The following is a 23,911-nucleotide window of genomic DNA, read 5'->3' as shown; positions in this document are numbered from 1 at the left end:
ACACGCCGGCATCAATGGCGGCGACGATAGGCATGGCGATCCAGATAGGCGAAGAGCTGTCGTTGCGTCAGGTAATGTGGTCCTGCCGTGAGGCAAGTTACGGTTACCCGGCTATCAGCGTGGCTCGCGGGCTGGCGCATTCGCAGAAAATTAACGGATGGCTGCCGAATTTTAACCGGCTGTTTACCACGTCGGCCAAAAGGTCGGGCTTGCGGATCGGCGTCATCGCTACGGCAACATTATCTTCAGGTGTCGCCACCCGCAGGAAGACAGCGGCGTACAGGGGCCTGCGTCTTCCGATGAAGGAAAGCCCCGTAGGCGAGCGTCATCATGGCCAATAGCTTGCCCTGGAGCGTGAAGGGCGTCGATCCCCGCACCCGCGATGCCGCCAAGGCTGCCGCCCGGCGCGCCGGCATGACGCTCGGCGAATGGCTCGACCACAAGCTGGGCGAAGAAGCGCCCGCGGATGCCACGCCGCCCGAACAGCTCGACATCGCCGCCCTGTCCGAACGCCTCGCGCGCCTCTCGCAAGGCCAGATGGACACGGCGTCGCAGCAAGCCGTCAGCGCACACAGAAGCGCGCCCATGCCTTCACGGAACGAGATCGACGCCGTTCTCGCCCAGGCCGCCAGTATCGAGCGGCTGACGCGAGAATCGAGCGCCAAGACGGTCGGCGCGCTCGATTCGATCGCGCGCTGGATCGAGAATACCGAGAACCGGATGAGCTCCGGCGAGCGCGCTGCGGCGGAGCGCCAGGACCGCGCGACCAGCGTGATCGCCGAAGCGATCAAGACGATGGGCGAACGCATCGCCGATATCGAGCGCCGGTCGAACGAGGCAAGGCACGCTCCTGCCCGCGCCGAACAGGCGCCGCGTCTTGCCTTCAGCCGCGACAATCTCGCCGCTGCCGTGACGGATATCCGCACCCGCCAGCGCATGCTCGACGAGGAGGAAGCGGCACCGACCGTTGCGAGCCGGCCCGCCATGGCCGAAAGCCGCATCTCCGCGCTGCGTGACGATCTGCGTGAACTCAGCGCCCGTATCACCCCCGTGACCGCGCGGGCCGTCCGGCCCGCCGCGCCGTTGCCGCTGGCCCGCACCGAACCCGATCCCCAACTCGCCCAGATCGAGGCGATGCTCGCCGAACTCGGCGGGCGCCTCGACCGGCTCGACAAGCGCGACCGGATCGAGCCGATCCTGAAGCCGCTGGCGCGCATCGAATCGGAGGTGTCGCGCCTCGCACAGGATCGCTCCGACGAGAGCTATCGGCGCTTCGAACTCGAGATCGCGCATCTCGCCGCCAAGGTCGATGCGCTGACCGCTCGCGGCAGTGACCGTACTCTACTGGTGCCAGTGCAGCGCGACATCGCGGAGCTTCGCGACATGCTGGCGGCGAACGGCAGCGACGCGCGCCTCGCCGAGCTGTCCGAACAGGTTTCGGCGCTGTCCTTCGACGTCAATCGTATCCGCGACGGCCAGCAGGACAGCCGCGAGTTGCGCGCGCTCACGCTAGCGATCGACGAAATCCGCGACACCATCCTGGCCGAGCGCGGGCAGGCGCGGGTTCAGGACCTCGCGCCGCTCGCCTCGCTCTCGCTCCAGATCGAGAGCCTGGCCGGCAAGATCGACACCCGGCCGAACCGCCAGATCGAAGAGCGCCTTGATGCTCTTCATGAGCGCATCGAGGCGCTGGCCGAAAAGGGCCCGGCGGCCGTTACGCGCCAGATCGACGCGCTCGCCGGGCGCATCGAGAACCTCGTGGCTTCGAACAACCTGACGCATCTCGTCGGCGAGGGCCAGGCGATCCAGGTCGCACAGGTCGATCTCGCGCCCGTCGAGCAGATGCTGCGAAACCTCGCCGCGAAGATCGACGAGGCCGGCCGTCCCGGTGCGGAAGCTGGAGCGTTCGATGCCCTCGAACAGCAGATCTCGGGTCTGGCCCAGCGGCTCGACGCTGCCGCCGCGACGCGCTCCGCAGAGACCGGGATGGAACGGACGCTGCAGGACCTGGTCGTGCATTTGCGCTCGCTGCGCGAGGAGACGACCGAGGCCGCCGAGCGTGCGGCGCGGGCCGCGATGTCGGACCATCTCGGCAAGGCCGCCCAGCCGCAAAGCGGCATCGCCGAGCTGAGCACGCTGGTGTCGGGCCTGCATGAGAGCCAGGCCTCGACCGGGCGCGAGACGCAGGACGCCATCGGCGCGGTGCACCAGACGCTCGAGACCATCATCGCACGGCTCTCCAGCCTGGAGGCCGAACTGGTCGCGGACCGGCAGGCCGCAACGATCGCCGCCCGCACACCGATGCCACCGCGCGTGGCTGCCGCCGAGCGCGCGGCCGTCAGGCCTCCGGCGATGCCCGCCGCCATGAACCTGGCGATGGAGGACCGGATCGCGCCGCCCGAATCTGCCGCCTTCGTGAAGGCCGAGGCGCCGGCGATCCCAGCGCCCTCCCCCAGTGCCGCTGCGACGCAGATCAATACCGCGCTCGATCTGCCGCTCGAGCCGGGCTCCGGCCGGCCGCGCGCCGATGCTGCGCTCGCCGGCGGCCACGATCCGCAGTCGGTCCGGCAAAACCTGATCGCGGCTGCCCGCCGTTCCGCGAAGGCTGCGACGGAGGCCGCCGCGGCTGCTCCTGCAGCGTCCCCCGAGGCCGCCAAGACCGGAGGCCGGCTCAAGGAGATCATGGAGAAGCGCAAGCGCCCTCTCCTGCTCGGCCTGGCCGCACTGGTCCTGGCGCTCGGCACAGCCCATCTCGTCACAGGAGCGCTGAAGGGACCCCGCACGGCCGCGACCGGCGACGCCGTGCAGAGTCCGATCGTCCCGAAGGAACAAGCCCCCGCCGAGACGCCCGCCAAGGACCAGACCTCGGCACTCCAGCCCGCCCCGGCGGCCCCCGCACCGGCGGCTCTCGCAGCTGCGCCGCCGCCGGCGGCGGACATCACCGGCTCGACGACGCAGCCGCCCGCGGTATCCGCTCCCGCCGCCGGCCCCGAGAGCAATGAGCCGATCCAGACCGTGACAGGCCTCGGCGAGCTTCCGGCCGGCCTCGGCAGCCCCGGCCTGCGCAAGGCGGCGCTCGACGGCAATGCCCGGGCCGTCTACGAGCTGGCGAGCCGTGCCGCTGACGGCCCGGCCGCCTCGCGCGACCCGAAGCTGGCGCTGCGCCTGTTCGAGCGGGCCGCCGTCGCCGGGCTCGCCCCGGCGCAGTTCCGCCTCGGCAACATGTTCGAGAAGGGCATCGGCACAGCCCGGGACCTCTCGCTCGCCCGGGTCTGGTACATGCGCGCCGCCGAGCGCGGCAACGCCAAGGCGATGCATAACCTCGCCGTGCTGCATGCGGAGGGCGTCTCCGGCAGGCCGGACTATGCGACGGCGACCGAATGGTTCCGCCGCGCCGCCGAATTCGGCGTGCGCGACAGCCAGTACAATCTCGCGGTCCTGCTCGGGCGCGGGCTCGGCGCCCCCACCGATCTCGCCCAGTCCTATCTCTGGTTCGCCGTCGCCGCGAGCCAGGGCGACGACGATGCGGCCAAGAAGCGCGACGAGGTCGCCCAGCGTCTCGGCGCCACCGACCTCGCCGCCGCCAAGGCCGAGGCCGCGAGTTGGAAGCCAAGGGCGCTCGAGCCGGCCGCCAACGAGGTCACGCCTCCCGCCAAGGGCTGGGACGAGACGCCCACCGCGGCTGCCACGAAGAAGCCGGTGAAGCCCGCGCGGACTTGACGGACGCCAGCCTCGCGACAGGCCCGGCCGTCATGGTTTCGACGCGTTGGCGCGCCATCACGACAGGCGGCCGGCCGGGCGCCGGCCAGGTCGTCCGCCAACTCGCCTCGGCATCTCCGCCGGCATCTTGCCTTAACCGGATCGATGCATAGTCGGACGAGCCGGCGTCGGCCCGTCGTTCGCCGCCGCGGCGCGTGAGGAGCAGAGGTGCAGATCTACTTACCGATCGCCGAATTGCCGATCAGCATCCTCACGGTGCTGGGGCTCAGCGGCGCGGTCGGTTTCATCTCGGGCCTGTTCGGCGTCGGCGGCGGCTTCCTGCTGACGCCGCTGCTGATCTTCCTCGACATTCCACCGGCGGTGGCCGTCGCCACCGTCGCCGCGCAGGTCGCGGGATCCTCGACCACCGGCGTGCTGACCTACTGGCGAAGGCGAGCGCTCGACTTCAAGCTCGGCGGCATCCTCGTCGCCGGCGGCATCCTCGGGACGCTACTGGGCGTGCTGTTCTTCAACTCGATGCGCCGTCTCGGCCAGCTCGAGCTCGTCATCACCCTGTCCTATGTGACGCTGTTCACCATCATCGGCGGGCTGATGCTCTATGATGCGGTGCGGGCGCTGATGCGGGCCAGGGCCGGCAAGCCGGCGCGGCTGAAGCGCCGGGCCGGTACGCATCCCTGGTGGATGGGGTTGCCCTGGCGGATGCGCTTCCCGCATTCCCAGCTCTATTGCAGCGTCATCCCGATCGCGCTCCTGGCCGTGGTGATCGGCTTCATCGGCGCGGTGCTCGGCGTCGGCGGCGGCTTTATTCTAGTGCCTGCTCTGATCTATTTCTTCCGCATCCCGCCTGCCGTCGTGGTCGGAACCTCGCTGTTCCAGATCCTGATGACGATGACGGGCGCCACCATCCTGCACGCGCTGACCAACCAGTCGGTCGACATCGTCCTGGCCGTGCTGCTGCTGCTCGGCGGCGTCATCGGCGCGCAGTTCGGCGGGCGCGCAGCGCGCAACCTCAATGTCGAATCCTTCCGGCTGCTGCTGGCGCTGCTGATCCTGTCAGTCGGCCTGCGCTTCGCGATCGAGCTGTTCATCCCGCCCAGCGAGCCGTTCTCGGTCGTACTGACGGAGGGAACGCGATGAAGCGGGTCGCGCGGATCGTCGCGATGCTGGCGCTGGCGGCCTGCGCCGCCCTGCCCGCGCGTTCCGAGACGCTGATCGCGGCGATGTCGAGCCATCAGATCCAGATCACCTCGAACTATACCGGCAGCCAGCTCACCGTCTTCGGCGTGGTCGAGCGCGATGGGCGGACGGTCGCCCGCGGCGACCCTTACGACATCGTCATAACCGTCCGCGGGCCGAGGCGCATGCTGCTGGTGCGCGAGAAGGAAAGGCTGGGACCGATCTGGATCAACCGCACGCAGCGGCGCTTTCCCGACTCATCGATCTTCCTGACGGTGGCGAGCAACCGGCCGCTGAACGAGATCATCAGCCCGGAGACCGCACGACGCGAGCGGATCGGACTGGAGAACGCCCAGCAACGCAGGGATGCCGCGCTCGAGCTCGATGTGACAACGGCACGGTTTCAGGAGGGGCTGATCCGCATCCTTTCCGAAAAGGGGCTCTATTCGGCCGAGGAGCGCGGCGTCACCTTTCTCTCCAACACGATGTTCAGTGCGCCGATCGACGTGCCCGCGACGGCACCGACCGGCCCCTATGAGATCGACATCGTGCTTTATGCCGGCGGCGTGCCGCTGGCACGCCAGACCACCAATTTCGAGGTGGTCAAGAGCGGCATGGAACAGCGCCTCGCTTCGGGCGCCCATGAACTGCCCCTGCTCTACGGGCTCGTCACGGTCGTGATGGCGCTCCTGCTGGGCTGGCTTGCCAGCGTGGTATTTCGGCGGGATTGAGCGACGGCCTTCGGCCTCAGCCGACCAGGAGCCCATAGGCCAGGAAAGGTACGACCGTGCCCTCCCCGATCACCGTCAATTCCTCGGCCAGTTCGACGAGGCCGTCGGTGCGGGTCAGCGAGGTCAGGACGCCGGCACCATCCTGCGGGTGCTTGCGCGCGATCATCATGCCGTCGGGCCCCGGCTCCAGCGAGACACGGAGATATTCGCGCCGCCCCTGCTTCTTGCGATGGGCGAAGCCGAGCCGCACCGGCAGGGCGACCGGCCGCGCCTGCTCCGTACCGGCCAGCCGTGCGATCATCGCGCGCGCGACGAAGGCGAAGGTCACGAAGACCGCGACCGGGTTGCCCGGCAGCCCGATGAAGGGGGTTTCTCCGACGCGGCCGAGCGCCACGGGCCGGCCCGGCTTGATGCCGATGCGCCAGAAGGCCAGCTCCCCAGCCTGCTCGACGGCCGCCTTGACGTGATCCTCCTCGCCGGTCGAGACCCCGCCGGAGGTGAGGACGAGATCGCAGGAACCGGCCGCTTCGGACAGGCGCCGGGCCAGGCTGTCGCGCTCGTCGCGCAGGATGCCGAGGTCGATCACCTCCGCACCGGCGCGGGCGACCATCGCGCGAAGCAGGGTGCGATTGGCGTCGTAGATCGCGGCCGGCGCCAGCGGCGCGCCCGGCTCGGTCAGCTCGTCGCCGGTCGAGAACACCGCGACGCGCGGCCGGCGACGCAGCGTGACCTCGGTCAGGCCGAGCGCGGAGAGCAGGGCGAGATCCTGCGGACGCAGGCGCTGGCCGGCCTTTGCCGCACGCGCACCGCGCGCGATGTCCTCCCCGGCGGGACGGGCATTCGCTCCCGGAGCAAGACCCGCGGGCAGGATCGCGACGCCGCTGTCGAGCGCGACGTCCTCCTGCATGAAGACGGTATCGGCACCGGGCGGCATCGGCGCGCCGGTGAAGACGCGGATCGCGACGCCTTGCGTCGTCACGCCGCCCGCATCGGCTCCGGCAGCAACCCGGCCTGCGACGGGCAGGCGCGTCTCGCCCGCAGCCGCGAGATCGCCGAAGCGCACGGCATAGCCGTCGACGGCCGAATTGGCGAAGGGGGGCAGATCGAGCGGGGCGACGACATCCTGAGCCAGGACGCGACCGTCGGCTTCAGCAAGCGCCAGACGTTCCGTACCGGCCACGGGCGCGACCAGCGCCGCGACGCGTGCGCCGGCCTCTTCCAGCGTTATCAGCGCGCCCCCGAACGCCTCGCTGTCGCGGCTCAACTGCGCCATGGCCCGGTCACTCCTGCCTGCCGGCATGCGCCAGTATGGAGGCAAGCGACTCGGCACTCGACAGCATGCTATCGGCGATGCCCGCGATATCGTCGATGTCGATCACCGGTCGCCCGGCATCCGGGAAGGCGACGTCACTGGCGACGGCGACGATCGTCGAATCGCCCGGATGCAGCGGCGGCTTGCCGTTGGCGGCGCGATGAATCTCAATCTTGACGTGCGGCTCGCGCTTGAAGCCCTCGACGATGACGAGATCGACCGGGGACAGACGCGCGAGCAGCTCCGGCAGCTTCGCCTCCGGCTCGCCACGCAACTCGCGCATCAGCGCCCAGCGCCGCTCGGAGGAGATCAGAACCTCGCGCGCGCCCGCCTCGCGATGGGCGTAGGAATCCTTGCCCGGCGTATCCAAGTCGAAGGCATGATGGGCATGCTTGATCGTCGAAACCGAGACGCCGCGGCCCGCCAACTCGGGAATCAGGCGGGTTAGCACTGTGGTCTTGCCCGCGCCGCTCCACCCCGCCAGACCGATCACGCGCATCGAGAGCCTTCACCTGCAAGAAAAACCGGATGCAAAAAACAAAACCGGGCGCCTGAGCGCCCGGCTGTCTTCCGTCAGGTTGCCCCGCCCGGTCAAGCTGGCATCACTCCGCCGGCTGCAGTCCCTGCCCGCCGGGAACATGTCCCTTGCGCATCTCCTCCTCGACCCAGAGCGAGTGATGCGCCCTGGCCCAGTTGAGATCGACCTCGCCCGAGCCCATCGCGTCGAAAGCGCCTTCCATACCGATCGTGCCGATATAGATGTGGCCGAGGATCATCGCGACCATCAGCACCGAGACGATGCCGTGGACGACGTTCCAGAACTGCAGGTTCAGGACGCCGCCGGCCAGTTGCGGGAAGAGGAGGTTGAAACCCGAGACCGACAGCGCCGCACCGCCCAGTACGACGCTCCAGAACACGATCTTCTGGCCGCCATTGAAACGCTTCGCCGGAGGGTGGCCGCTGCCGATGATGCCACCGCCGGCCGCGAACCAGCGCAGATCGACCATGCCGGGGATATTGTCCTTGATCCAGACCACGAACATCAGCGCGATGCCGAGCATGAAGGGCCAGGCGAGGAAGTTGTGCGCCCACTTGGCCACGACAGAGATGTTGGTGAAGGCCTGCGGCCCGATCAGCGGCAGCAGCAGGAGCTTGCCGAACGTGACGTTCAACCCCGAGAAGGCGAGCACGATGAAGCAGGCCGCCGTCAGCCAGTGCATGAAGCGCTCGAAGGCGTTGAAGCGAGTGATGGTGCGCCCGCTCGTGCCGCCGGCCGTGCGGATACGGCCACGGATCAGATAGAACGCGATCAGCGCAACGAGGGTGCCGAGCACCGCGATGGCGGCGATGCGCAGCATCGTGCCCTGGTGGAAGGCACGCCAGTCACGGCCGGCGGGCCGCTGCAGCGTCGCGGCTTTCTCGTCGGGAATGGTGATGCGGCCCTGCAATTCGGCCGAGGGATTGCCCTTCAGCACGTCCAGGAACTGCTGCTCCCGCACGGAATCAGCGGTGGGATTGACCTGCTGGGCCTGTGCCGGAACGGCTGCCGCCGTCGCGATGGTCAGCAGCAGGGCTACCGCGAGGAGGCGAAGGACAGCGCCGAGACGCATTGCGAAGATCCTTTTGCGGGCCCTCACGCCGAGGAGCCGTTTCGTTTCAAAGCCGCGGGTCGACCCGCGTCAGATGGCGATCGTTTCCTTGTAGGCGGTCTGCCAGCCCCAGGCGCCCGAGCCATAGCCGCGCTTCACCACCCGCTCCTTGTAGATCTGGGCGATAATCTCGCCGTCGCCCGCGAGGAGAGACTTGGTCGAGCACATCTCGGCACAGAGAGGCAGCTTGCCTTCGGCGAGCCGGTTCGAGCCGTATTTCTGGAACTCCGCCGGCGACAGATCGACCTCGGGGCCACCCGCGCAGAAGGTGCACTTGTCCATCTTGCCGCGCGAACCGAAGTTGCCGACCTTGGGATATTGCGGCGCGCCGAAGGGGCATGCGTAGAAGCAATAGCCGCAGCCGATGCAGAGGTCCTTGTTGTGCAGGACCACGCCATCGGCGGTGTTGTAGAAGCAGTCCACCGGGCAGACAGCCATGCAGGGCGCGTCCGTGCAGTGCATGCAGGCCATCGAGATCGAGCGCTCGCCGGGCTTGCCGTCATTGATGGTGACGACGCGGCGCCGGTTGATGCCCCAGGGCACCTCGTTCTCGTTCTTGCAGGCGGTGACGCAGGCGTTGCACTCGATGCAGCGGTCGGCGTCGCAGAGGAATTTCATCCGTGCCATGATTCAGTTCCTCCTCACGCCGCCGCGATCTGACAGAGCGTGACCTTGCCTTCGTGCATCGCCGTGACCGGGTCGTAGCCATAGGTCGTGACGATGTTGACGGACTCGCCGAGCACGATCGGATCGGTGCCCTTCGGGTAGTTCCCGCGCTGGTCGGCGCCCTGGTAGAAGCCACCGAAATGGAAGGGCATGAAGGCCACGCCCTTGCCGACGCGCTCCGTCACCAGCGCCTTGACGCGGGCCTTGGAGTTGTTCTCCGGGCCGCTGACCCAGACGAAGGCGCCGTCCTTGATGCCCCGCGCGGTGGCGTCCGCCGGGTTGATCTCGACGAACATGTCCTGCTGCAGTTCCGCCAGCCAGCGGTTCGAGCGGGTCTCCTCGCCGCCGCCCTCGTATTCGACGAGGCGGCCCGAGGTCAGGACGATCGGGAAGGACTTGGCGATGCCCTTCTCGACCGCTGCCTTCTGGACCGAAGTGTGCAGGTTGGGGATGCGCAGCGTGCGCTCGTCAGGACGCGCCGGCCATTTCGCGACGAGATCGACGCGCGGAGAGTAGATTGGCTCGCGATGGGTCGGAACCGGGTCGGGCAGGTTCCAGGCATTCGCGCGGGCCTTGCCGTTGCCATAGGGCACGCAGCCATGGGCGAGGGCGACGCGCTGAATGCCGCCGGAAAGATCGTTGGCCCAGTTCACCGCATCGATGGCGTTGCCGCCGATCCAGGTGATCGTCTCGAGTTCCTTCGGCGTCAGGTCGGCATCCCAGCCGAGCTTCTTCAGCACGCCCATGGTGAACTCGGGATAACCGTCCCGGATTTCCGAGTTGAGCGAGTAGGAGCCGTTCTCCGCCAGCAGCGTGTCGTTGACCTTGCTGCCGTCGGCCAAAGTGCGCTCGCGGGTCAGGCCGAAACGCGGACGGAAGGTGCCGCCGCCGTTCTTGGCCTCCAGCGAGGTGTTGTAGAGGATGTGCGTGCCGGGATGCTTGAGCTCCGGCGTGCCCCAGCACGGCCAGGGCAGGCCGTAGAAATCGTTCTCGACCGGGGAGCCGACGGCGCCGCGCAAGGACACCAGGTCGAACTTGTCCTGATGCTGCATGTGCAGCTTGAGGCGCTCCGGCGACTGGCCGGTATAGCCGGTCGACCAGCCACCCCGGTTGATTTCCTTGAGAATCGACTCGGCCGACGGCTCGGGGCCGTACTTGCCCTGTATCATCTCGAAGTTCTTGTGCATCGGCTCGGCGAAACCGAGCTTCTGCGCGAGCTTGTAGATGACGAAGTAGTCGCTCGCGGCCTCGAAGATCGGCTCGACGATCTTCTCGCCCCACTGGACCGAGCGGTTCGAGCAGGTGCGCGAGCCCGAGCATTCGAACTGCGTGCCGATCGGGAGCAGATAGGTGCCGTTCTTGCGCCCGCCGAGCGAGACGAAATTGGTCGGGTGCGGATCGGCGACGACCAGCAGTTCCAGCTTCTCGAGGCCCTTCACGGCGTCGGGCATGCGCGGGATGGTGTTGCCGCCATGGCCCATGACGAACATGGCCTTGAGATTGTCCTTCTGGTCGACCTGCTCGGCCGGCAGGTTGGCGGCGTCGAACCAGCGGGTCGAGGTGTGGCCCGAGGTTTCCATATTGGCCTTGCGCGTGCGCGCCGGGCGGCCGCCCTTGGCCGGAACCTCGTCGAAGCGGGTGACGAAATAGTCGTAAGGCACGTCCCAGACGCGGGCCCAATGGCGCCAGGCGCCTTCGACCAGCCCGTAATAGCAAGGCAGATTCGAGATATCGAGGCCAAAATCAGTCGCGCCCTGCACGTTGCAGTGGCCGCGGAAGATGTTGGCGCCATTGCCCATGCCGCCGACATTGCCGGTGGCGAGCAAGAGGTTGCAGATGGCGCGGACATTGGCCGTGCCGACCGAGTGCTGGGTCACGCCCATGCACCAGATGAAGGTCGCGGGCTTGACCTTGGCGAAGGTCTCGGCGGCGCGCTTGAGCTGCGCCTCGGGAACACCCGTGATGTCCTCGACCGTCTTGGGGTCGTATTTCTCGACCTCCTTGCGGACGTCGTCCATGCCGTGAACGCGAGCGGCGAGGAAGTCCTTGTCCTCCCAGCCGTTCTTGAAGATGTGCCACATCATGCCCCAGATCACCGCGATGTCGGTGCCGGAGCGGATGCGGATGTAATCCGTCGCATGGGCCGCGGTGCGGGTCAGGCGCGGATCGAAGACGATGACGTTGGCGCGGTTGAGTTCCTTGCCGGAGAGGATGTGCTGCATCGAGACCGGATGGGCTTCCGCCGCATTCGAGCCCATGAACATGATCGTCTTGGAATTACGGATGTCGTTGTAGGAGTTCGTCATCGCGCCGTAGCCCCAGGTGTTGGCAACACCCGCGACCGTGGTGGAGTGACAGATGCGCGCCTGGTGATCGACGTTGTTGGTGCCCCAGAAGGCCGCGAACTTGCGGAAGAGATAGGCGCCCTCGTTGGAGAACTTGGCCGAGCCGAGCAGGTAGACGGAGTCGGCGCCGGACTTGGCCCGGATCTCCATCATCTTGTCGCCGATCTCGTTGATCGCGACGTCCCAGGAGATGCGCTGCCACTGGCCGTCGACCAGCTTCATCGGATATTTGATGCGGCGGTCGCCATGGACCAGCTCGCGCACCGAGGCGCCCTTGGCGCAATGCGAGCCGCGGTTGATCGGGCTCTCCCAGGCCGGCTCCTGGCCGACCCAGACGCCGTTGGCGACCTCGGCCTTGACCGTGCAGCCGACCGAGCAATGGGTGCAGATGTTCTTGACGATCTTGGTCCCGGTCGCAGGCCCGAGGCCGGCCGCCTCGGCCTTGCGGACCGAGCCGATCTGGAGCGCGCCGGCGGCGGCGACGCCGCCCGCGACGAGTCCCGAACGACGCAGGAAGGCGCGGCGATCCATCACGCCGGAGGAAAGCCCGGCAATCGCCGACTGGAGCCGGCCGCGCTGCACATCGGCCGTTTTGCGCTTGATCAGCATGGTTTGCGCCTCTCAGTAACGGTTGACGCGGTAGAAGTCCTTGACGTGCTCCGACTCGCGGTAACGCGCCTTGGTCTCTTCCTTGCCGGGATCGACGGCAGCAGCAGGCGTCACCATCGCCGGTGTGGCCGCCAGCGTGGCGCCGGCGCCGAGCGCCTTGAAGAAGCTGCGGCGATCGACGGCCGGCTTTTCGTCAGCGGAGCCCTCGGGCTCTTTTGGCTTGTGCGACATCGTCGTCTCCCACGCATCGTGCTTCGCGATCGTCATCGTCTCAGTCTTCATGCCGGCAGCCTCGCGGCTTGCGCCTCGATCGACAGGAACAGGCTGCCGAGCCGGCCGACAGCCTTGTAGAATTTCGCCGCCTTCGCGACTTCGAGATCGGCGAAGAAGCGCTCGCCCCAGGGCTCGACATGCCGGGCGAAGAAGCGGTCGGCATCGACGCTTTCGGCCGAGACCTCGCCGCGGATCAGCTTGGCCATGATGTCGAGCAGGACAGCGATATGGTCCTCGGGCTCACCGGCGCGCTCGTCGCGGGCCAAGCCGAGCGCGCCCATGTCCTCGCGCACCAGCGCGAGCGGCCGCTCGTGCAGGAAGCCGGTGAGGTAATAGGAGGCGTAGGGCAGAAGCTCGCCACGGCCGACGCCGATGAAGAGCTCGAAGAACTCGTCGCGCAGGCTCTCAGGCGTGGCCTCGTCGGCCGCCTCGGCCAGGGCCAGATGCGCCATGCCGAGCGGCGAGGCATCGCCCTGCAGGTCGCGCAACGCCGCCAATGTCGCGACGGTCGGAGCGCGCCAGAGCAGAGCACCGATCAGCTCGCATTCGCGGGCGCGCGCCTCGTCGATCTCATCGACTGCGGGCGCGACAGCGATCTCCGAAACGCCGGCCATCCGGGACGAGCCCGAGTGCGGATAGAGATCGGGGCGCAGGTCGCTGCGAGAGACACCCGTCGTCGCCTCGACGGAGAGGACGCGGTCGGCCGGGACGCGCTTCCAGCTCGAGATCGCAGGCTGCGAAATGCCCAAGCTACGCGCCAAGGCCCTGACGCCACCAACGTTGTCGATCGCCTTTTCCAGTGCCGCGTCACGCATCGATTGCAGGCCGTCATCCAGTCCGGACGAGCGACCGGCGGCCGCTCAATCCTTGGGCAGTGATAATGCCTGCTTATCGCTAAGAAATACAATCATTCCAAACTTGATTCAGATTGGAACTGCACCACCGCCACGCTTGCGAATTCGCGTGGAAGCCCCTTCGCGATCAGGGTTATTTTGCACTGCAGCATAGACGGGCGATGCTGGCTCTACCGTCCTAGGTCCGATTTTTCCGGCCCCCTCGCCCTCCCCGCTCAAGCGGATCGCTGCGGGCTCCGTCAGCGGAGCGCTTTCTTCTTGCGGCGCAGCATCAGACTTCACAGATTCGTCATTAGACGAAAGTTGGTGCGACATGCGGTCGCTAGGCGTCTGAACGGAGGCGATGGCGGGGTCTTTCGCCTCCGGCTCGCCGCCGAAAATGCTGCGCACCATCGCCCCGACATCGTCCGATTCCGTCAGCGGGCCGTAGCCTGGCGCGCCGCCGGGCGTATTCCAGTCGAGCGCATAGTCGCGCGCCGGGTTCTCGAAGCCGGCGATCGCGGGATCGCTCTCCCAGGCCCGCCGCAGCGCCGCCAGCTTCCAGCTCTCCGGCACGTTCTGCTTGAGCCAGGGAGCCAGATCGAAATCCTTGTCGACGAGGTCGAGCGACGGAGGCTCGACCGGCTCCTGCTCCGCCGGGGGAGCGTCGGCCGCCTGCGGCTTCACGTCCGCGGGCAGGGATGGAGCCGGCGCTGGCGGTGCCGCCACCTCGGCCAGCTCGCGCTTCCTGCGCGACCAGCGACTAAGGAATCCCTCGTCCTCGGGAGCGCGGCTGCTCACGCTTCGCCCTCCCGCCGGCGCATGCCCGGCTCGGGGCGCGGGCCACCGCCCTTGCGCGGGTCGTGCTCGCTGCGCTGGCGCTTGATGAATTCGCGCTCGACGTGATGCGCCTCGAAGAAGGCCAGGACCTGCTCGGCGATGGCCAGCGGCATCGGCAGCGCCTCGACGATGTCGCCGACATTTTCGGCATAGACCTCGCCCTCGAAGGGATCGGCCGTGACGCCGACGAACTCGATCTCGGGTTCGATGCCGGTCGGCCTGATCGCGACCCAGAGCTTGGCGCGGCCGGCCTGGAAATTCTCGCGGAAATGGGCAGTATCGACCGAATGAAGCGTCAGCGTCGCCGGCCCTAGATAGAAGCTGCGCCGGTCCGGCGTGCCCGGCAGTTCCGTCCAGGGCGCCAGCGGCGGCGGCTCCGGCAGGACGGCGAGCGGCGCCCAGGCGTGGTCGATCCAGGGCGAATCCACCGCGCGGCGCTCGGCGACGATTCCGACCTCGATATGCGCTTGCGTCATCGGCTCGTCCTCAATTGGCCATCTCGCGGACGGCGAGCGGCAGGCCGGTGACGAGGTTCTGCGGCTTCAGGCGCAGCAGACGGTCCGGCGTCATCGCCATGACCAGATAGATCGGCTTGGCCCTGGCCGCAGGCAAGACCGGGACATCCTCCGGTAGGGTCATCGTATAGAGCGCGAGCACACGCGACAGCGCGTCCTCGCCGACCGCTTGTCCCTTCCAGAGCGCGTTGCCGATGGCGGTCGCCTGGGCATCGAGCCCGACGAACCAGCGCCAGTCGGCGTCCTTCACCTTCTCCAAAGGCTCGATCGCGACATCGAAGCCATGGATCTGGCGGACCCAGTGGCGCAGCGCCTGGCCGAGCGCTGCGCGGCCCGATGGCGAACCTCCGAGATCGAGCACCATGTCGAAGCCGTCAGAGCGCTGCCAGTATTGGTCCGCATTGGCGGGTTTCAGGATGTCGAGCGAGGTCGCGGCCGGGCCGCCAAGCATGGCGAGCAAGGGCGAGGCGTGCCGGTCGGCCTCATGCCCCTCGATGATGTCGGCATCGGCGAGCAGGATCGTGTTCTCGTGATGCGTGACGCGCTGCGGCCGGAACAGGCACTCGGCGGCGCGAACGACGAAGGGATCGTCGACCTCATCGAGCGCTGCGCGCAGGATGACATGGACGAGCTGGTCAAGGAACAGCGGCGGGATGTTGCCGGCGCCCTCGCGGACGATGCCGGCATAGGCGGCCTCCAGCGTCGGCGCCACCACCAGCCGATCGCGCCAGCCGAGCATGAAGGACCAGTTCTCGCGCGCATCCGCATCGGCGATCGCGGCGATCGCGGCCGGTGCGATCTCGGCCTGCGGCGTCTCCATCAGCTTCGCATGCAAATCGCGCTCGGCATCGCAGGCTTCATCCGGCGGCAGCAGCTCGGGCCGGGCCAGATAGGCCTTGAGGAAATCGTCGGTGACCCGCAGGCCGCCGCCCGGCTCGCGATCCAGCAGCAGATGGCCCGAGGTGGCCCAGAAATGCGTCATGTCAGCCTGGTCTTTTCGAGGTTGAGAAGATCGACCTCCTCGGCCGGCCCGTCATCCTCGCCCGCGACCTCCATGAACTCGAAGGCGCGGAAGCCTTCGGTCTGGCTGGCGTCGCGCGGGGTCAGGGTGCGGAAACGTTCGCGGATCTCGCCATCCTCCTGCACACGCTGCAGTGCGAGCAGCGTCTGGGGAGGATGATCGCAGAGCGAGGCGGCAAAGACCAACTCCTCGGCCGCTGCGGCACGGGCCGTGTCGAGATCGGGCGCTCCGAGCTTCTCGACGAGATGCTCGGCGAGCTGGACGATTGCTGCATCGCGCTCGGCCTCGGTCGCCTCCGTCACCACTGCGAGCGTGCTCCAGCCAAAGCTCGCGACGCCGAGGAAACCGGAGCGGAAGGCGGCCTTGCCCTTCGCGTCGAGCCCGTTCGGGTCAACCTCGCGAAACAGGAACGAGCCGCTGACGAGCCATTCGCCGGGCTCGGCCGCGCGCCGGAACACGAAGCTGTCGGAGGGGTCGAGCCGGATGGCGCGGGGGAGCTTGAGGCCGCTCACAGCTTCGGCCCGCCGCTGTCGCGATCGAGCCAGTCGACCCGCGCCAACGCCTCGATCAGGCTGCGCCGCTCCGTGCCGGCCTGAGTCGTCGCAACGAGGTCGCCATTGGCTTCGATGCCGTGGCGCGTGCCGGGAATCTTGTCCAGGCGATCGAGCCAGCGCAGTGCCGTGGCCTTCGGGCCGTCGCTCTGCCAGCGCGTGACGCCGAGCATGAGATGACGGGCGAAGGCCTCGATCAGGTCGACGGCGTCGATCTCCTCGAAGCCCTCCTCGGCCATGCCGACGCCCACCTGCCCGATCGCGAAGGGCGTCATCGTGGTCGCACGCAACATGGCGCCGAAGACCAGCCAGTCCGGCACCGCGTCCTCGCGGCAGCCTTCCGGCCAGGCGAGCCGTCCGCCCCCGATCAGCCCGAGATCGTAGATCAGCGCGTCGGGCCAGCGGAACAGGATCGGGCGCTCCGGCGGACTGTAGACGGCCAGCGCATCGGCGAGCGCGTTCATCGCGAGATAGTGAGCGAGACGCGCTTCGTAGAGCACGTTGTCGGGTTCGAGCACGACGGCGAACTCGATGATGTCGAATCGCCTCGTCCAGACCAGCGTCGCCGCCCCAGCCTCCGAGGCGATGGCGCAGGCATGAGCGAAGGCGTCACCCGATTCGCGCAAGGGCACGAGCGAGAAGCCCGGCGGCAGTACGGGCTCGCGACGCAGATCGTCGGGGTGCCGCGCACTCATCGCCATAATCGCATTATCCTCTGAAGGCGCGACGAATTGCTCATCGTCCGTTTCTTTTGAACCAATCCAATTCCATATAAGCATGGATTATCGCAAGAGAGGCGACACAACGCCGCCTGCCCGAGGATATGCCGACCATGCAAGACGCTGCCCGCACGCTGATGGTCTGCTCGTGCGAGGACACGATGCCGCTCGATGGTGCGGCGATCGCGCGCGGCTGCAAGAGCGGCGACATCCGCAATGCGCGCCATCTCTGTCGGACGCAGACCGAGCTGTTCACGCGGGCGCTGGCAGAGAGCGCCAGCATCACCGTTGGCTGCACGCAGGAAGCCCCGCTCTTCGAGGAGATCGCGGCCGACCACGACTATGCCGGCGACCTCGTCTTCGCCAATATCCGCGAGACGGCCGGCTGGGCACGCGAAGCCAAGGCTGCCGGCCCGAAGATGGCGGCGCTGCTCGCGGCCGCGGCCGAGCCCATGCCGCCAGTCTCCTTCACCACGCTGACCAGCAAGGGCGTGGCGCTGGTCTATGGCCGCGACGAGGTCGCGCTCTCGGTCGGGCAGCGGCTGGCCGAGCATCTCGATATTACGATCCTGCTCTCGCGGCCAAGCGACATCACGCCGCCACGCATTGACGAGACGCCGGTGCTGAAGGGCACGATCGTGGCGGCCACCGGCTGGCTCGGCGCCTTTGAGCTGCGGATCGACGATTATGCGGCGCCAGCGCCGTCCTCGCGGGCGAAGCTCGTCTTCGGCGAGCCGCGCAACGGCGCGACCTCGCATTGCGACATCGTCATCGACGTCTCCGGCGGGACGCCGCTGTTCCCGGCAGGGGAGTTGCGCGCCGGCTATTTGCGGGCCGATCCGCGCAGCCCGGCCGCGATCGAGAAGCTGATCGCGGAGGCCGGCCATCTCGTCGGCGAATTCGACAAGCCGACCTATGTCCGGCTGAACGAGGATCTCTGCGCGCATTCGCGTTCGAGGAAGACCGGCTGCACGCGCTGCCTCGAGCTCTGCCCGACGGGCGCGATCACGCCGAATGGCGACCATGTCGCAATCTCGGCCGAGATCTGCGCCGGCTGCGGCGCCTGCGCCGCGGTCTGCCCGACGGGGGCCGTTACCTATGCCCTGCCGCCGACCGACGCGCTGCTGCGCCGGCTGCGCACCCTGCTTTCGACCTATGCCGAGGCCGGCGGGCGCGAGCCCGTCGTGCTGCTGCATGACGGCGAGCATGGCGAGGCGCTGATCGACGCGCTCGCCCGCTTCGGCGAGGGGCTGCCGGCGCGTGTCCTGCCGCTGCGGGTCAACGAGATCACGCAGATCGGGCTCGATACCTTCGCCGCTGCGCTCTCCTTCGGCGCCGCCGGCGTGCGTGTGCTCGGCCGCGCCCGGCCGAAGCACGATCTGTCCGGCCTGCAGCGCAACCTCTCCTATGCCAATACGCTCGCATCTGCGCTCGGCTTCAGCCCCGCCGGTGCAGGCCTGATCGAGACCGACGATCCCGACCAGCTGGCGGCCGCGCTCGCCCGTCTCGTGCCGGGCGTGGTCTCGCCTGCGCCCGCGCGCTTCCGCCCGATGGGCGAAGGCCGGCCGCTGCTGCGCCAAACGATCGGCGAGCTGCATGCCGCAGCGCCCTCCCCCGTCGCCTCCGTCGCACTGCCCGAACGGGCGCCCTTCGGCACGGTCCATGTCGACACGGATGGCTGCACGCTCTGCCTCGCCTGCGTCTCCGCCTGCCCGGTGCAGGCGCTGTCGGACGATCCCGACCGGCCGACGCTGAGCTTCCAGGAGGATCTCTGCGTGCAATGCGGGCTCTGCGAGGCGACCTGCCCGGAGAAGGTCATCACACTGGAGCCGCGCATCGATTTCGCGGCCTGGAAGGGCGGAAGGCGCGTGCTGAAGCAGGAGGAGCCGTTCCACTGCATCAACTGCGCCAAACCCTTCGGCGTCCGCAGCACGATCGAGAAGATCGCGGCGAAGCTCGAGAACAAGCACTGGATGTTCAAGGGCGATGCGGCCAAGCGCATCTCGGTGATCAAGATGTGCGAGGATTGCCGCGTCGAGGTCGTGGTCAACGAGAGTTTCGACCCGCATCTGTCGCCGCAGCGCCCGCCGGTGCGGACAACCGAGGATTATCTGCGCGAGCGGGCCGAGCGCGGCGAGGACCCGTTGCGGTAGCGCGCACTGCAGTTGTCTCATCTGCCCCGTCATCCCGGATGGAGCGAGGCGGAACTCCGGGATCCATCGTAGAGCTCCGGAGCCCTCCGATAGATCCCGGAGCTGCGCCGCTGCGCGGCTTGTCCGGGATGACGGAGCGGGTGGGAAATACGTCGATTACTTTGCCGCCGTCACCTTCTCCAGCCAGTCGACCAGCGCCTGACGGTCCTCGGCTGAGCCGATGGTCTGCTCGGGCATCTTGGTTCCCGGCGTATAGGCATTGGGGCCGATCTCGAAGAGCCTTGCCACCGTCTCCTTGGTCCAGACGATGTCCAGCGCCTTGAAGGCCTCGGAATAGGCATAGCCCGGCGCGCTGGCGATCCTGCGGCCGAAGAGGCCGTGCAAGGTAGGGCCGGCGCGGTTGCCGCCGGACGGCATCAGCGTGTGGCAGGCGGCGCAGGCGCGGAAGACCTGCGCGCCGCGCTCGCCGTTGAAGGCGGCCAGCGGGTCTTCGCCGGCGCGCGGCACGACGGCGCCGACATGTTCGCCGGTAACGGCATTCCAGCGGCGGACCAGCCGGTCTGCACCGCCAGAGAGCAGTTGCTTTCCATCGGGCAGGAAGGCGAGCGACCAGACGGGCAGGCCCGGCCCGACCAGAGTCGCGCGGATCGTCCTCGTCCTGCGGTCCACCAGCGCGACCTGCCCGCGCAGACCGCCCGCCGCGATGGTCGCGCCATCGGCGGAGAGGGCGAGCGCGATCAGCGGCGTCTCGCCGATCGCGATCTCACCGCGCGCCTGCCCATCGGGGCCGAACAGACGCAACCGGCCATCGGCGGCCGTGACCGCGATCTCGCCATCGGGCGCGACCACGACGCCGTTGAGCGCAGCCGGCAGGGTGAGGATGCGCGCAGGCCCGGCATCGGCCGGCCAGATGCGCAGCGTCGCATCGTAGCCCGTGCTGACGACTTCGCCCGAGGGCAGGAAAGCCACGCCGTTCACCGGCCCCTTATGGCCCTCCAGAACTTTCTTGCTGCCGTCGCCCACCAGCGACGTCACCCGCACCGTCTCATCCCATGAGGCGGAGGCGAGGCGGCTGCCATCGGGCGCGATCGCAAGCGCCGCGACGGGCCCCTTGTGCCCCTCGATCACCTGCACGGGCTCGGCGGCCTTGCCGCGCCAGAGCGCGATGCGGCCATCCTCGGCCCCGGTGGCGAAAGCCTGGCCGGCGAGAGCAATGACCGCGTTCACGGCGCCCTGATGGAAGCGCAGCACCGCTTCGGCCGCACCGCCAGTGAGATCCCAGAGGATCGCCGACTGGTCGAAGGAGCCGGTCATGGCCGAGCGCCCGTCTGGCGAGACCGCGATGGCACGGACCGGGCCGCCATGGCCGCGAAGCTCCTGTGCCGATGCGGGGACAGCGCCGAGCAGGAGCGCGAGAGCGAGGTGTCGAAAAGGCTTCAGCATGGTCCCATCATGGATTGAGCCCGCGCCGTGACAAAGCGGCCAGTTGCTCCGGCATCAAAAGCCATCATATGAAGCGCTCCGATCCGCACACGATTCCCGCGATGACCACGACCTCCCTCAATCTGCGTGGCCTGAAATGCCCCCTGCCCGCGCTGCGGGTCCGCAAGGCGCTCAAGGGCGCGACCGCGGGAACGCTTTTCGTGGTCGAATGCACCGATCCGATGGCGGCGATCGACATTCCCAACCTGATGCGCGAGACCGGCGACACGATCGAGCATCACGAGCAGGGAGGCGAATTGCTCGTCTTCCATATTCGCAAGGCTGCGGCCTAAAGCCCGCGCCGACTGGAGTTTGCCGACGTGGCCGTGACCCAAGCCGACATCCTGCGTGCGCTCGAACTGGTCAAGCTGCCGGCGGGAGGTCAATCGCTGTCCGCCTCGGGACGCGTCGCCGACATCCTGATCGACGGCGGCAAGGTGATCTTCGCCATCGGCATCGACCCGGCGGAGGCCGGCGCGATGGAGCCGGTGCGCAAGGCGGCCGAAAGCGCGGTCTCGGGCCTGCCCGGCGTGACGCAGGTTCTCGTCGGCCTAACCGCCGACAAGGCGCCCTCCTCCGCCGCGGCGCAGGCACGCAGCCAAGCGCAGCGCCCCGCTCCGGGCGGGCCGACGCCGAAGGCCGCCGGCGTGCCGGGCGTGAAACAGATCATCGCGGTGGCGTCCGGCAAGGGCGGCGTCGGCAAGTCCACCACCACCGCCAATCTAGCGGTGGCGCTGGCGACGCTCGGCCTCAAGGTCGGCGTGCTCGATGCCGATATCTACGGCCCTTCGGTGCCGAAGATCTTCGGCATCACCGGCAAGCCGAGGCTTGTCTCCGGCCGGACGCTGGCGCCGATGGAGGCCTATGGCCTCAAGATCATGTCGATCGGCTTCCTGATCGACGAGGAAACGCCGATGATCTGGCGTGGGCCGATGGTGATCTCGGCGATCACGCAGATGCTGCGCGAGGTCGCCTGGGGCGAGCTCGACGTGCTGGTCGTCGACATGCCGCCCGGCACCGGCGACGCGCAGCTCACCATGGCGCAGCAGACGCCGCTGGCCGGCGCGGTGATCGTGTCGACGCCGCAGGATCTGGCGCTGCTCGATGCCCGCCGCGGCGTCGCGATGTTCAAGCGCGTCGAGGTGCCGATCCTCGGCATCGTCGAGAACATGAGCTATTTTGTCTGTCCGGAATGCGGCCACCGCTCCGACATCTTCGCCCATGGCGGGGCACGGCACGAGGCCGAGCGGCTCGGCGTGCCCTTCCTGGGCGAGGTGCCGCTGGCGATGCCGATCCGCGAGACCTCCGATTCCGGCCGCCCGATCGTGGCGAGCGATCCGGATTCAGCCCATGCCAAGGCTTACCTCTCGATCGCGCGGCAGGTGATGTCCGGGCTGGCGGGCGGAACCGTCCGGGCTGCGCCGCGCATCGTGATCGAGTGAGTCGCGTGCCGCTCAACCGGCGCGCTGATCGCGCTTAAGCAGGGCGACAATCGCCATGGCGTGGCCGTGGCCGAGCCCGAAATCAGCCTTCAGCCAGGCGACGACCTGGCCAGCCTTGATGCCCTTGGCGAGGCCGGCCGCGTCGGCAAGGCCCTTGTCGCGCGCCTTCTGCCGGAACTGCTCCGGCGACACACCGGTCTTCGCCTGGATGTTGTCGAGATAGGCCTGGAAGGACATCTGCGCTCTCCGTGCTGATCATGCCGCCAGCGGCGAGGTTCTGCGAAATGGCAGCACCGCACGCAGGCCGGGATCGCGCAGCCAGAGCCCGCCCCACATCGCCAGCCCAAGATAAACGCCAAACAGCGTGTGGCTGAAAACGGGATTGCCGACCCGGAGCTGCGTGGCAATGGCGCCGCCGAGCAGGGCCGTCATCAGGATCGAGCCCAGGATGCTGGTCTTCGGCAGGAGATACAGTACGAGGCAAGCGAGCTCCAGCACGCCGATCAGCAGCGTCAGCTTCGGATCCCAGCCCAGTTCGCGCATCGTGTCGGTCGCCACCGCGGCACCGACGAATTTCGGCGCGATTGACGCGGCCAGCAGGAAGATCGTGAAGACCCCGGTCAGGACGCGCCCGGTCCAACGCGCGGCATTCTCATTCATCGGTTTGCTCCTGGCTAAAACTAATTTATCTTGATCTCAAGATAATAAGGATTTATCTTTATGTCAAGACAATCGCATACGCTGCCTGACGATGAGCGTGACCGGGTCGCGATGCGACGGGCCCAATGGCGGCGTGAACTGCCGGAGGTCGATACGATCGGGATGGCGATCCTGGGGCGCGCGCGGCTGGTCACGCTGCAGGCCAGGCCCGTGATCGAGCAGGTATTCACCAGGCACGGGCTCGACACCGGCGAATTCGACGTGCTTTCAACGCTGCTGCGCTCGGGCGCCCCCTATCGGCTGCGGCCGACGGAGTTGTTTCGCTCGCTGATGATCTCGTCTGGCGGCCTGACGAACCGGCTCGACCGGCTCGAGCGCGCCGGCCTGATCGCGCGGTTCCGCAGCGAAGCCGATGCGCGCAGCATGCTTGTCGAACTCACGCCTGCCGGTCGCGCCAAAGCGGAAGCCGCCTTTCGCGAGGACATGGCGGCCGAGGCGCGGTTGCTCGACGGTTTGACCGAAGCGGAGCGGGAGGATCTGGCCCGGCTGCTGTCGCGCCTGGCCGTCAGCCTGACCGATCGAGCACCGCCTGCAGGAGAGGCCTGATCCTTGACGCTCGCGGCGTTTTGTTCTTTATTTGTTCTATATTCGAAGGAGCCTGTGATGCCGACGAGCCATGCCCGCCATATCGGCATCACGATCGAGCGCGCGGCCGACGAGGTCTACGCGTTTCTCGCCGAGCCGATTAACTTCCCGAAATGGGCAGGAGGGCTCGGCCACAGCTTCCGCCATGTCGAGGGTATGATCTGGCTGGCGCAGACGCCGATGGGGTTGATGCGCATCGTCTTCAGCGAGCCCAACAATCACGGCGTACTCGACCATGCCGTCATCCCTGAGCACGGCCCAGCGATGCACAACCCGATGCGGGTCGTGGCCAATGGCAGCGGCAGCGAAGTCGTCTTCACGCTATTCCAGCGCGACATGTCCGATGACGAGATGGCGCGCGACGCGGGAATGGTGGCGCGCGATCTCGCGACGCTGAAGGCGCTGCTGGAGCGTTAGAGCCGGACGCCGCTGGTGGCGAAGGCGACCTCGACCGGCTTCTGGAAGAAGTCGTTGAGCACGACGCTGGCACCGAAGGCCAGGATGGCGGCGACGGCAATGGCGACGACGAATGCCTTCATGATCTTCCCCCAAGTGAGCACGGCAGCGAT

The 23,911-nt window shown here is 67.9% G+C and carries 25 protein-coding genes; 9 read left to right on the top strand and 16 right to left on the bottom strand.

What is annotated here, in order from left to right:
• Window positions 1-32 precede the first annotated feature (32 nt).
• The 4 genes from AC1RMY_RS11885 (at window position 33) to AC1RMY_RS11870 (ending at window position 5,627) form a co-directional block, all read left to right on the top strand.
• Window positions 33-341 carry a hypothetical protein gene (locus AC1RMY_RS11885; protein ID WP_492864639.1) on the top strand — a complete coding sequence of 103 codons (309 nt, stop codon included), beginning with the start codon at window positions 33-35 and terminating at the stop codon, window positions 339-341.
• Window positions 331-3,720: an SEL1-like repeat protein gene (locus AC1RMY_RS11880; RefSeq protein ID WP_492864637.1), complete on the top strand. Its 3,390-nt coding sequence runs from the start codon at window positions 331-333 to the stop codon at window positions 3,718-3,720. The genes AC1RMY_RS11885 and AC1RMY_RS11880 overlap by 11 nt, the downstream gene beginning before the upstream one ends.
• 207 nt (window positions 3,721-3,927) lie before the next feature.
• Entirely contained in the window at window positions 3,928-4,857 is a 930-nt protein-coding gene (locus tag AC1RMY_RS11875) for a sulfite exporter TauE/SafE family protein (RefSeq protein ID WP_492864635.1), read from the top strand.
• Window positions 4,854-5,627: a TIGR02186 family protein gene (locus AC1RMY_RS11870; protein ID WP_492864633.1), complete on the top strand. Its 774-nt coding sequence runs from the start codon at window positions 4,854-4,856 to the stop codon at window positions 5,625-5,627. The genes AC1RMY_RS11875 and AC1RMY_RS11870 overlap by 4 nt, the downstream gene beginning before the upstream one ends.
• A 16-nt stretch (window positions 5,628-5,643) precedes the next feature.
• On the opposite strand, the gene AC1RMY_RS11865 is transcribed toward AC1RMY_RS11870, so the two are convergent.
• From AC1RMY_RS11865 to AC1RMY_RS11810, 12 genes are all read right to left on the bottom strand, one after another.
• Complete coding sequence (locus tag AC1RMY_RS11865) at window positions 5,644-6,900, bottom strand: molybdopterin molybdotransferase MoeA (protein WP_492864631.1); 1,257 nt, start codon at window positions 6,898-6,900, stop codon at window positions 5,644-5,646.
• A gap of 7 nt (window positions 6,901-6,907) precedes the next feature.
• A complete protein-coding gene (gene mobB / locus AC1RMY_RS11860) occupies window positions 6,908-7,438 on the bottom strand; it encodes a molybdopterin-guanine dinucleotide biosynthesis protein B (protein WP_492864629.1) in 531 nt (176 codons plus the stop codon).
• A gap of 103 nt (window positions 7,439-7,541) precedes the next feature.
• Complete coding sequence (locus AC1RMY_RS11855; protein WP_492864628.1) at window positions 7,542-8,549, bottom strand: formate dehydrogenase subunit gamma; 1,008 nt, start codon at window positions 8,547-8,549, stop codon at window positions 7,542-7,544.
• A 69-nt stretch (window positions 8,550-8,618) separates the two neighbouring features.
• Window positions 8,619-9,215, bottom strand: a complete 597-nt coding sequence (fdh3B, locus tag AC1RMY_RS11850; protein ID WP_492864626.1) for a formate dehydrogenase FDH3 subunit beta — start codon at window positions 9,213-9,215, stop codon at window positions 8,619-8,621.
• Window positions 9,216-9,229: 14 nt separating this feature from the next.
• On the bottom strand, window positions 9,230-12,208 hold the full coding sequence (locus tag AC1RMY_RS11845; RefSeq protein ID WP_492864624.1) for a formate dehydrogenase subunit alpha: 2,979 nt from the start codon (window positions 12,206-12,208) through the stop codon (window positions 9,230-9,232).
• Between the two features lie 12 nt (window positions 12,209-12,220).
• Window positions 12,221-12,475, bottom strand: a complete 255-nt coding sequence (locus AC1RMY_RS11840; protein ID WP_492864622.1) for a formate dehydrogenase — start codon at window positions 12,473-12,475, stop codon at window positions 12,221-12,223.
• Between the two features lie 11 nt (window positions 12,476-12,486).
• Window positions 12,487-13,296 (bottom strand): Cro/CI family transcriptional regulator, encoded by an 810-nt coding sequence (locus tag AC1RMY_RS11835; RefSeq protein WP_492864620.1) that lies wholly within the window; start codon window positions 13,294-13,296, stop codon window positions 12,487-12,489.
• A 108-nt stretch (window positions 13,297-13,404) separates the two neighbouring features.
• Complete coding sequence (locus AC1RMY_RS11830) at window positions 13,405-14,115, bottom strand: DUF3306 domain-containing protein (protein WP_492864618.1); 711 nt, start codon at window positions 14,113-14,115, stop codon at window positions 13,405-13,407.
• On the bottom strand, window positions 14,112-14,630 hold the full coding sequence (locus AC1RMY_RS11825) for a DUF3305 domain-containing protein (protein ID WP_492864616.1): 519 nt from the start codon (window positions 14,628-14,630) through the stop codon (window positions 14,112-14,114). Before AC1RMY_RS11825 ends, AC1RMY_RS11830 begins: the two co-directional genes overlap by 4 nt.
• A gap of 10 nt (window positions 14,631-14,640) precedes the next feature.
• Window positions 14,641-15,651, bottom strand: coding sequence for a DUF6352 family protein (locus AC1RMY_RS11820; protein WP_492864614.1), 1,011 nt, complete (start codon window positions 15,649-15,651; stop codon window positions 14,641-14,643).
• On the bottom strand, window positions 15,648-16,202 hold the full coding sequence (locus AC1RMY_RS11815; protein WP_492864612.1) for a DUF6505 family protein: 555 nt from the start codon (window positions 16,200-16,202) through the stop codon (window positions 15,648-15,650). Before AC1RMY_RS11815 ends, AC1RMY_RS11820 begins: the two co-directional genes overlap by 4 nt.
• Window positions 16,199-16,942, bottom strand: a complete 744-nt coding sequence (locus AC1RMY_RS11810; RefSeq protein ID WP_492864610.1) for a biotin/lipoate--protein ligase family protein — start codon at window positions 16,940-16,942, stop codon at window positions 16,199-16,201. The genes AC1RMY_RS11815 and AC1RMY_RS11810 overlap by 4 nt, the downstream gene beginning before the upstream one ends.
• A 131-nt stretch (window positions 16,943-17,073) precedes the next feature.
• Between AC1RMY_RS11810 and AC1RMY_RS11805 the strand changes: the two genes are divergently transcribed.
• Complete coding sequence (locus AC1RMY_RS11805; RefSeq protein ID WP_492864608.1) at window positions 17,074-19,113, top strand: 4Fe-4S binding protein; 2,040 nt, start codon at window positions 17,074-17,076, stop codon at window positions 19,111-19,113.
• A gap of 156 nt (window positions 19,114-19,269) precedes the next feature.
• Here AC1RMY_RS11805 and AC1RMY_RS11800 read toward each other — a convergent pair whose 3' ends face one another.
• Entirely contained in the window at window positions 19,270-20,556 is a 1,287-nt protein-coding gene (locus tag AC1RMY_RS11800; RefSeq protein WP_492864607.1) for a c-type cytochrome, read from the bottom strand.
• 101 nt (window positions 20,557-20,657) lie between these two features.
• Between AC1RMY_RS11800 and AC1RMY_RS11795 the strand changes: the two genes are divergently transcribed.
• Both AC1RMY_RS11795 and AC1RMY_RS11790 read left to right on the top strand, forming a co-directional pair.
• Complete coding sequence (locus AC1RMY_RS11795) at window positions 20,658-20,888, top strand: sulfurtransferase TusA family protein (RefSeq protein ID WP_492864605.1); 231 nt, start codon at window positions 20,658-20,660, stop codon at window positions 20,886-20,888.
• Between the two features lie 27 nt (window positions 20,889-20,915).
• Window positions 20,916-22,037 (top strand): Mrp/NBP35 family ATP-binding protein, encoded by a 1,122-nt coding sequence (locus AC1RMY_RS11790; RefSeq protein ID WP_492864603.1) that lies wholly within the window; start codon window positions 20,916-20,918, stop codon window positions 22,035-22,037.
• 12 nt (window positions 22,038-22,049) lie between these two features.
• Here the strand turns inward: AC1RMY_RS11790 and AC1RMY_RS11785 are convergent, their stop codons facing one another.
• Together AC1RMY_RS11785 and AC1RMY_RS11780 are read right to left on the bottom strand one after the other, a co-directional pair.
• Complete coding sequence (locus tag AC1RMY_RS11785) at window positions 22,050-22,274, bottom strand: DUF4287 domain-containing protein (protein WP_492864602.1); 225 nt, start codon at window positions 22,272-22,274, stop codon at window positions 22,050-22,052.
• A gap of 18 nt (window positions 22,275-22,292) precedes the next feature.
• The gene (locus AC1RMY_RS11780; RefSeq protein ID WP_492864601.1) at window positions 22,293-22,697 is read right to left on the bottom strand and encodes a DoxX family protein; all 405 of its coding nucleotides are present in this window, start codon (window positions 22,695-22,697) and stop codon (window positions 22,293-22,295) included.
• A gap of 162 nt (window positions 22,698-22,859) precedes the next feature.
• Between AC1RMY_RS11780 and AC1RMY_RS11775 the strand changes: the two genes are divergently transcribed.
• Window positions 22,860-23,303 (top strand): MarR family winged helix-turn-helix transcriptional regulator, encoded by a 444-nt coding sequence (locus tag AC1RMY_RS11775; RefSeq protein ID WP_492864599.1) that lies wholly within the window; start codon window positions 22,860-22,862, stop codon window positions 23,301-23,303.
• Window positions 23,304-23,360: 57 nt separating this feature from the next.
• A complete protein-coding gene (locus tag AC1RMY_RS11770) occupies window positions 23,361-23,759 on the top strand; it encodes an SRPBCC family protein (RefSeq protein WP_492864597.1) in 399 nt (132 codons plus the stop codon).
• Here the strand turns inward: AC1RMY_RS11770 and AC1RMY_RS11765 are convergent.
• The gene (locus AC1RMY_RS11765) at window positions 23,756-23,881 is read right to left on the bottom strand and encodes a hypothetical protein (protein WP_492864595.1); all 126 of its coding nucleotides are present in this window, start codon (window positions 23,879-23,881) and stop codon (window positions 23,756-23,758) included. The genes AC1RMY_RS11770 and AC1RMY_RS11765 overlap by 4 nt on opposite strands.
• Window positions 23,882-23,911 lie beyond the last annotated feature (30 nt).

The organism is Allobosea sp. GW822-FHT03F07 (assembly GCF_058801345.1).
This window is presented reverse-complemented; position numbering and strand designations above follow the sequence as displayed.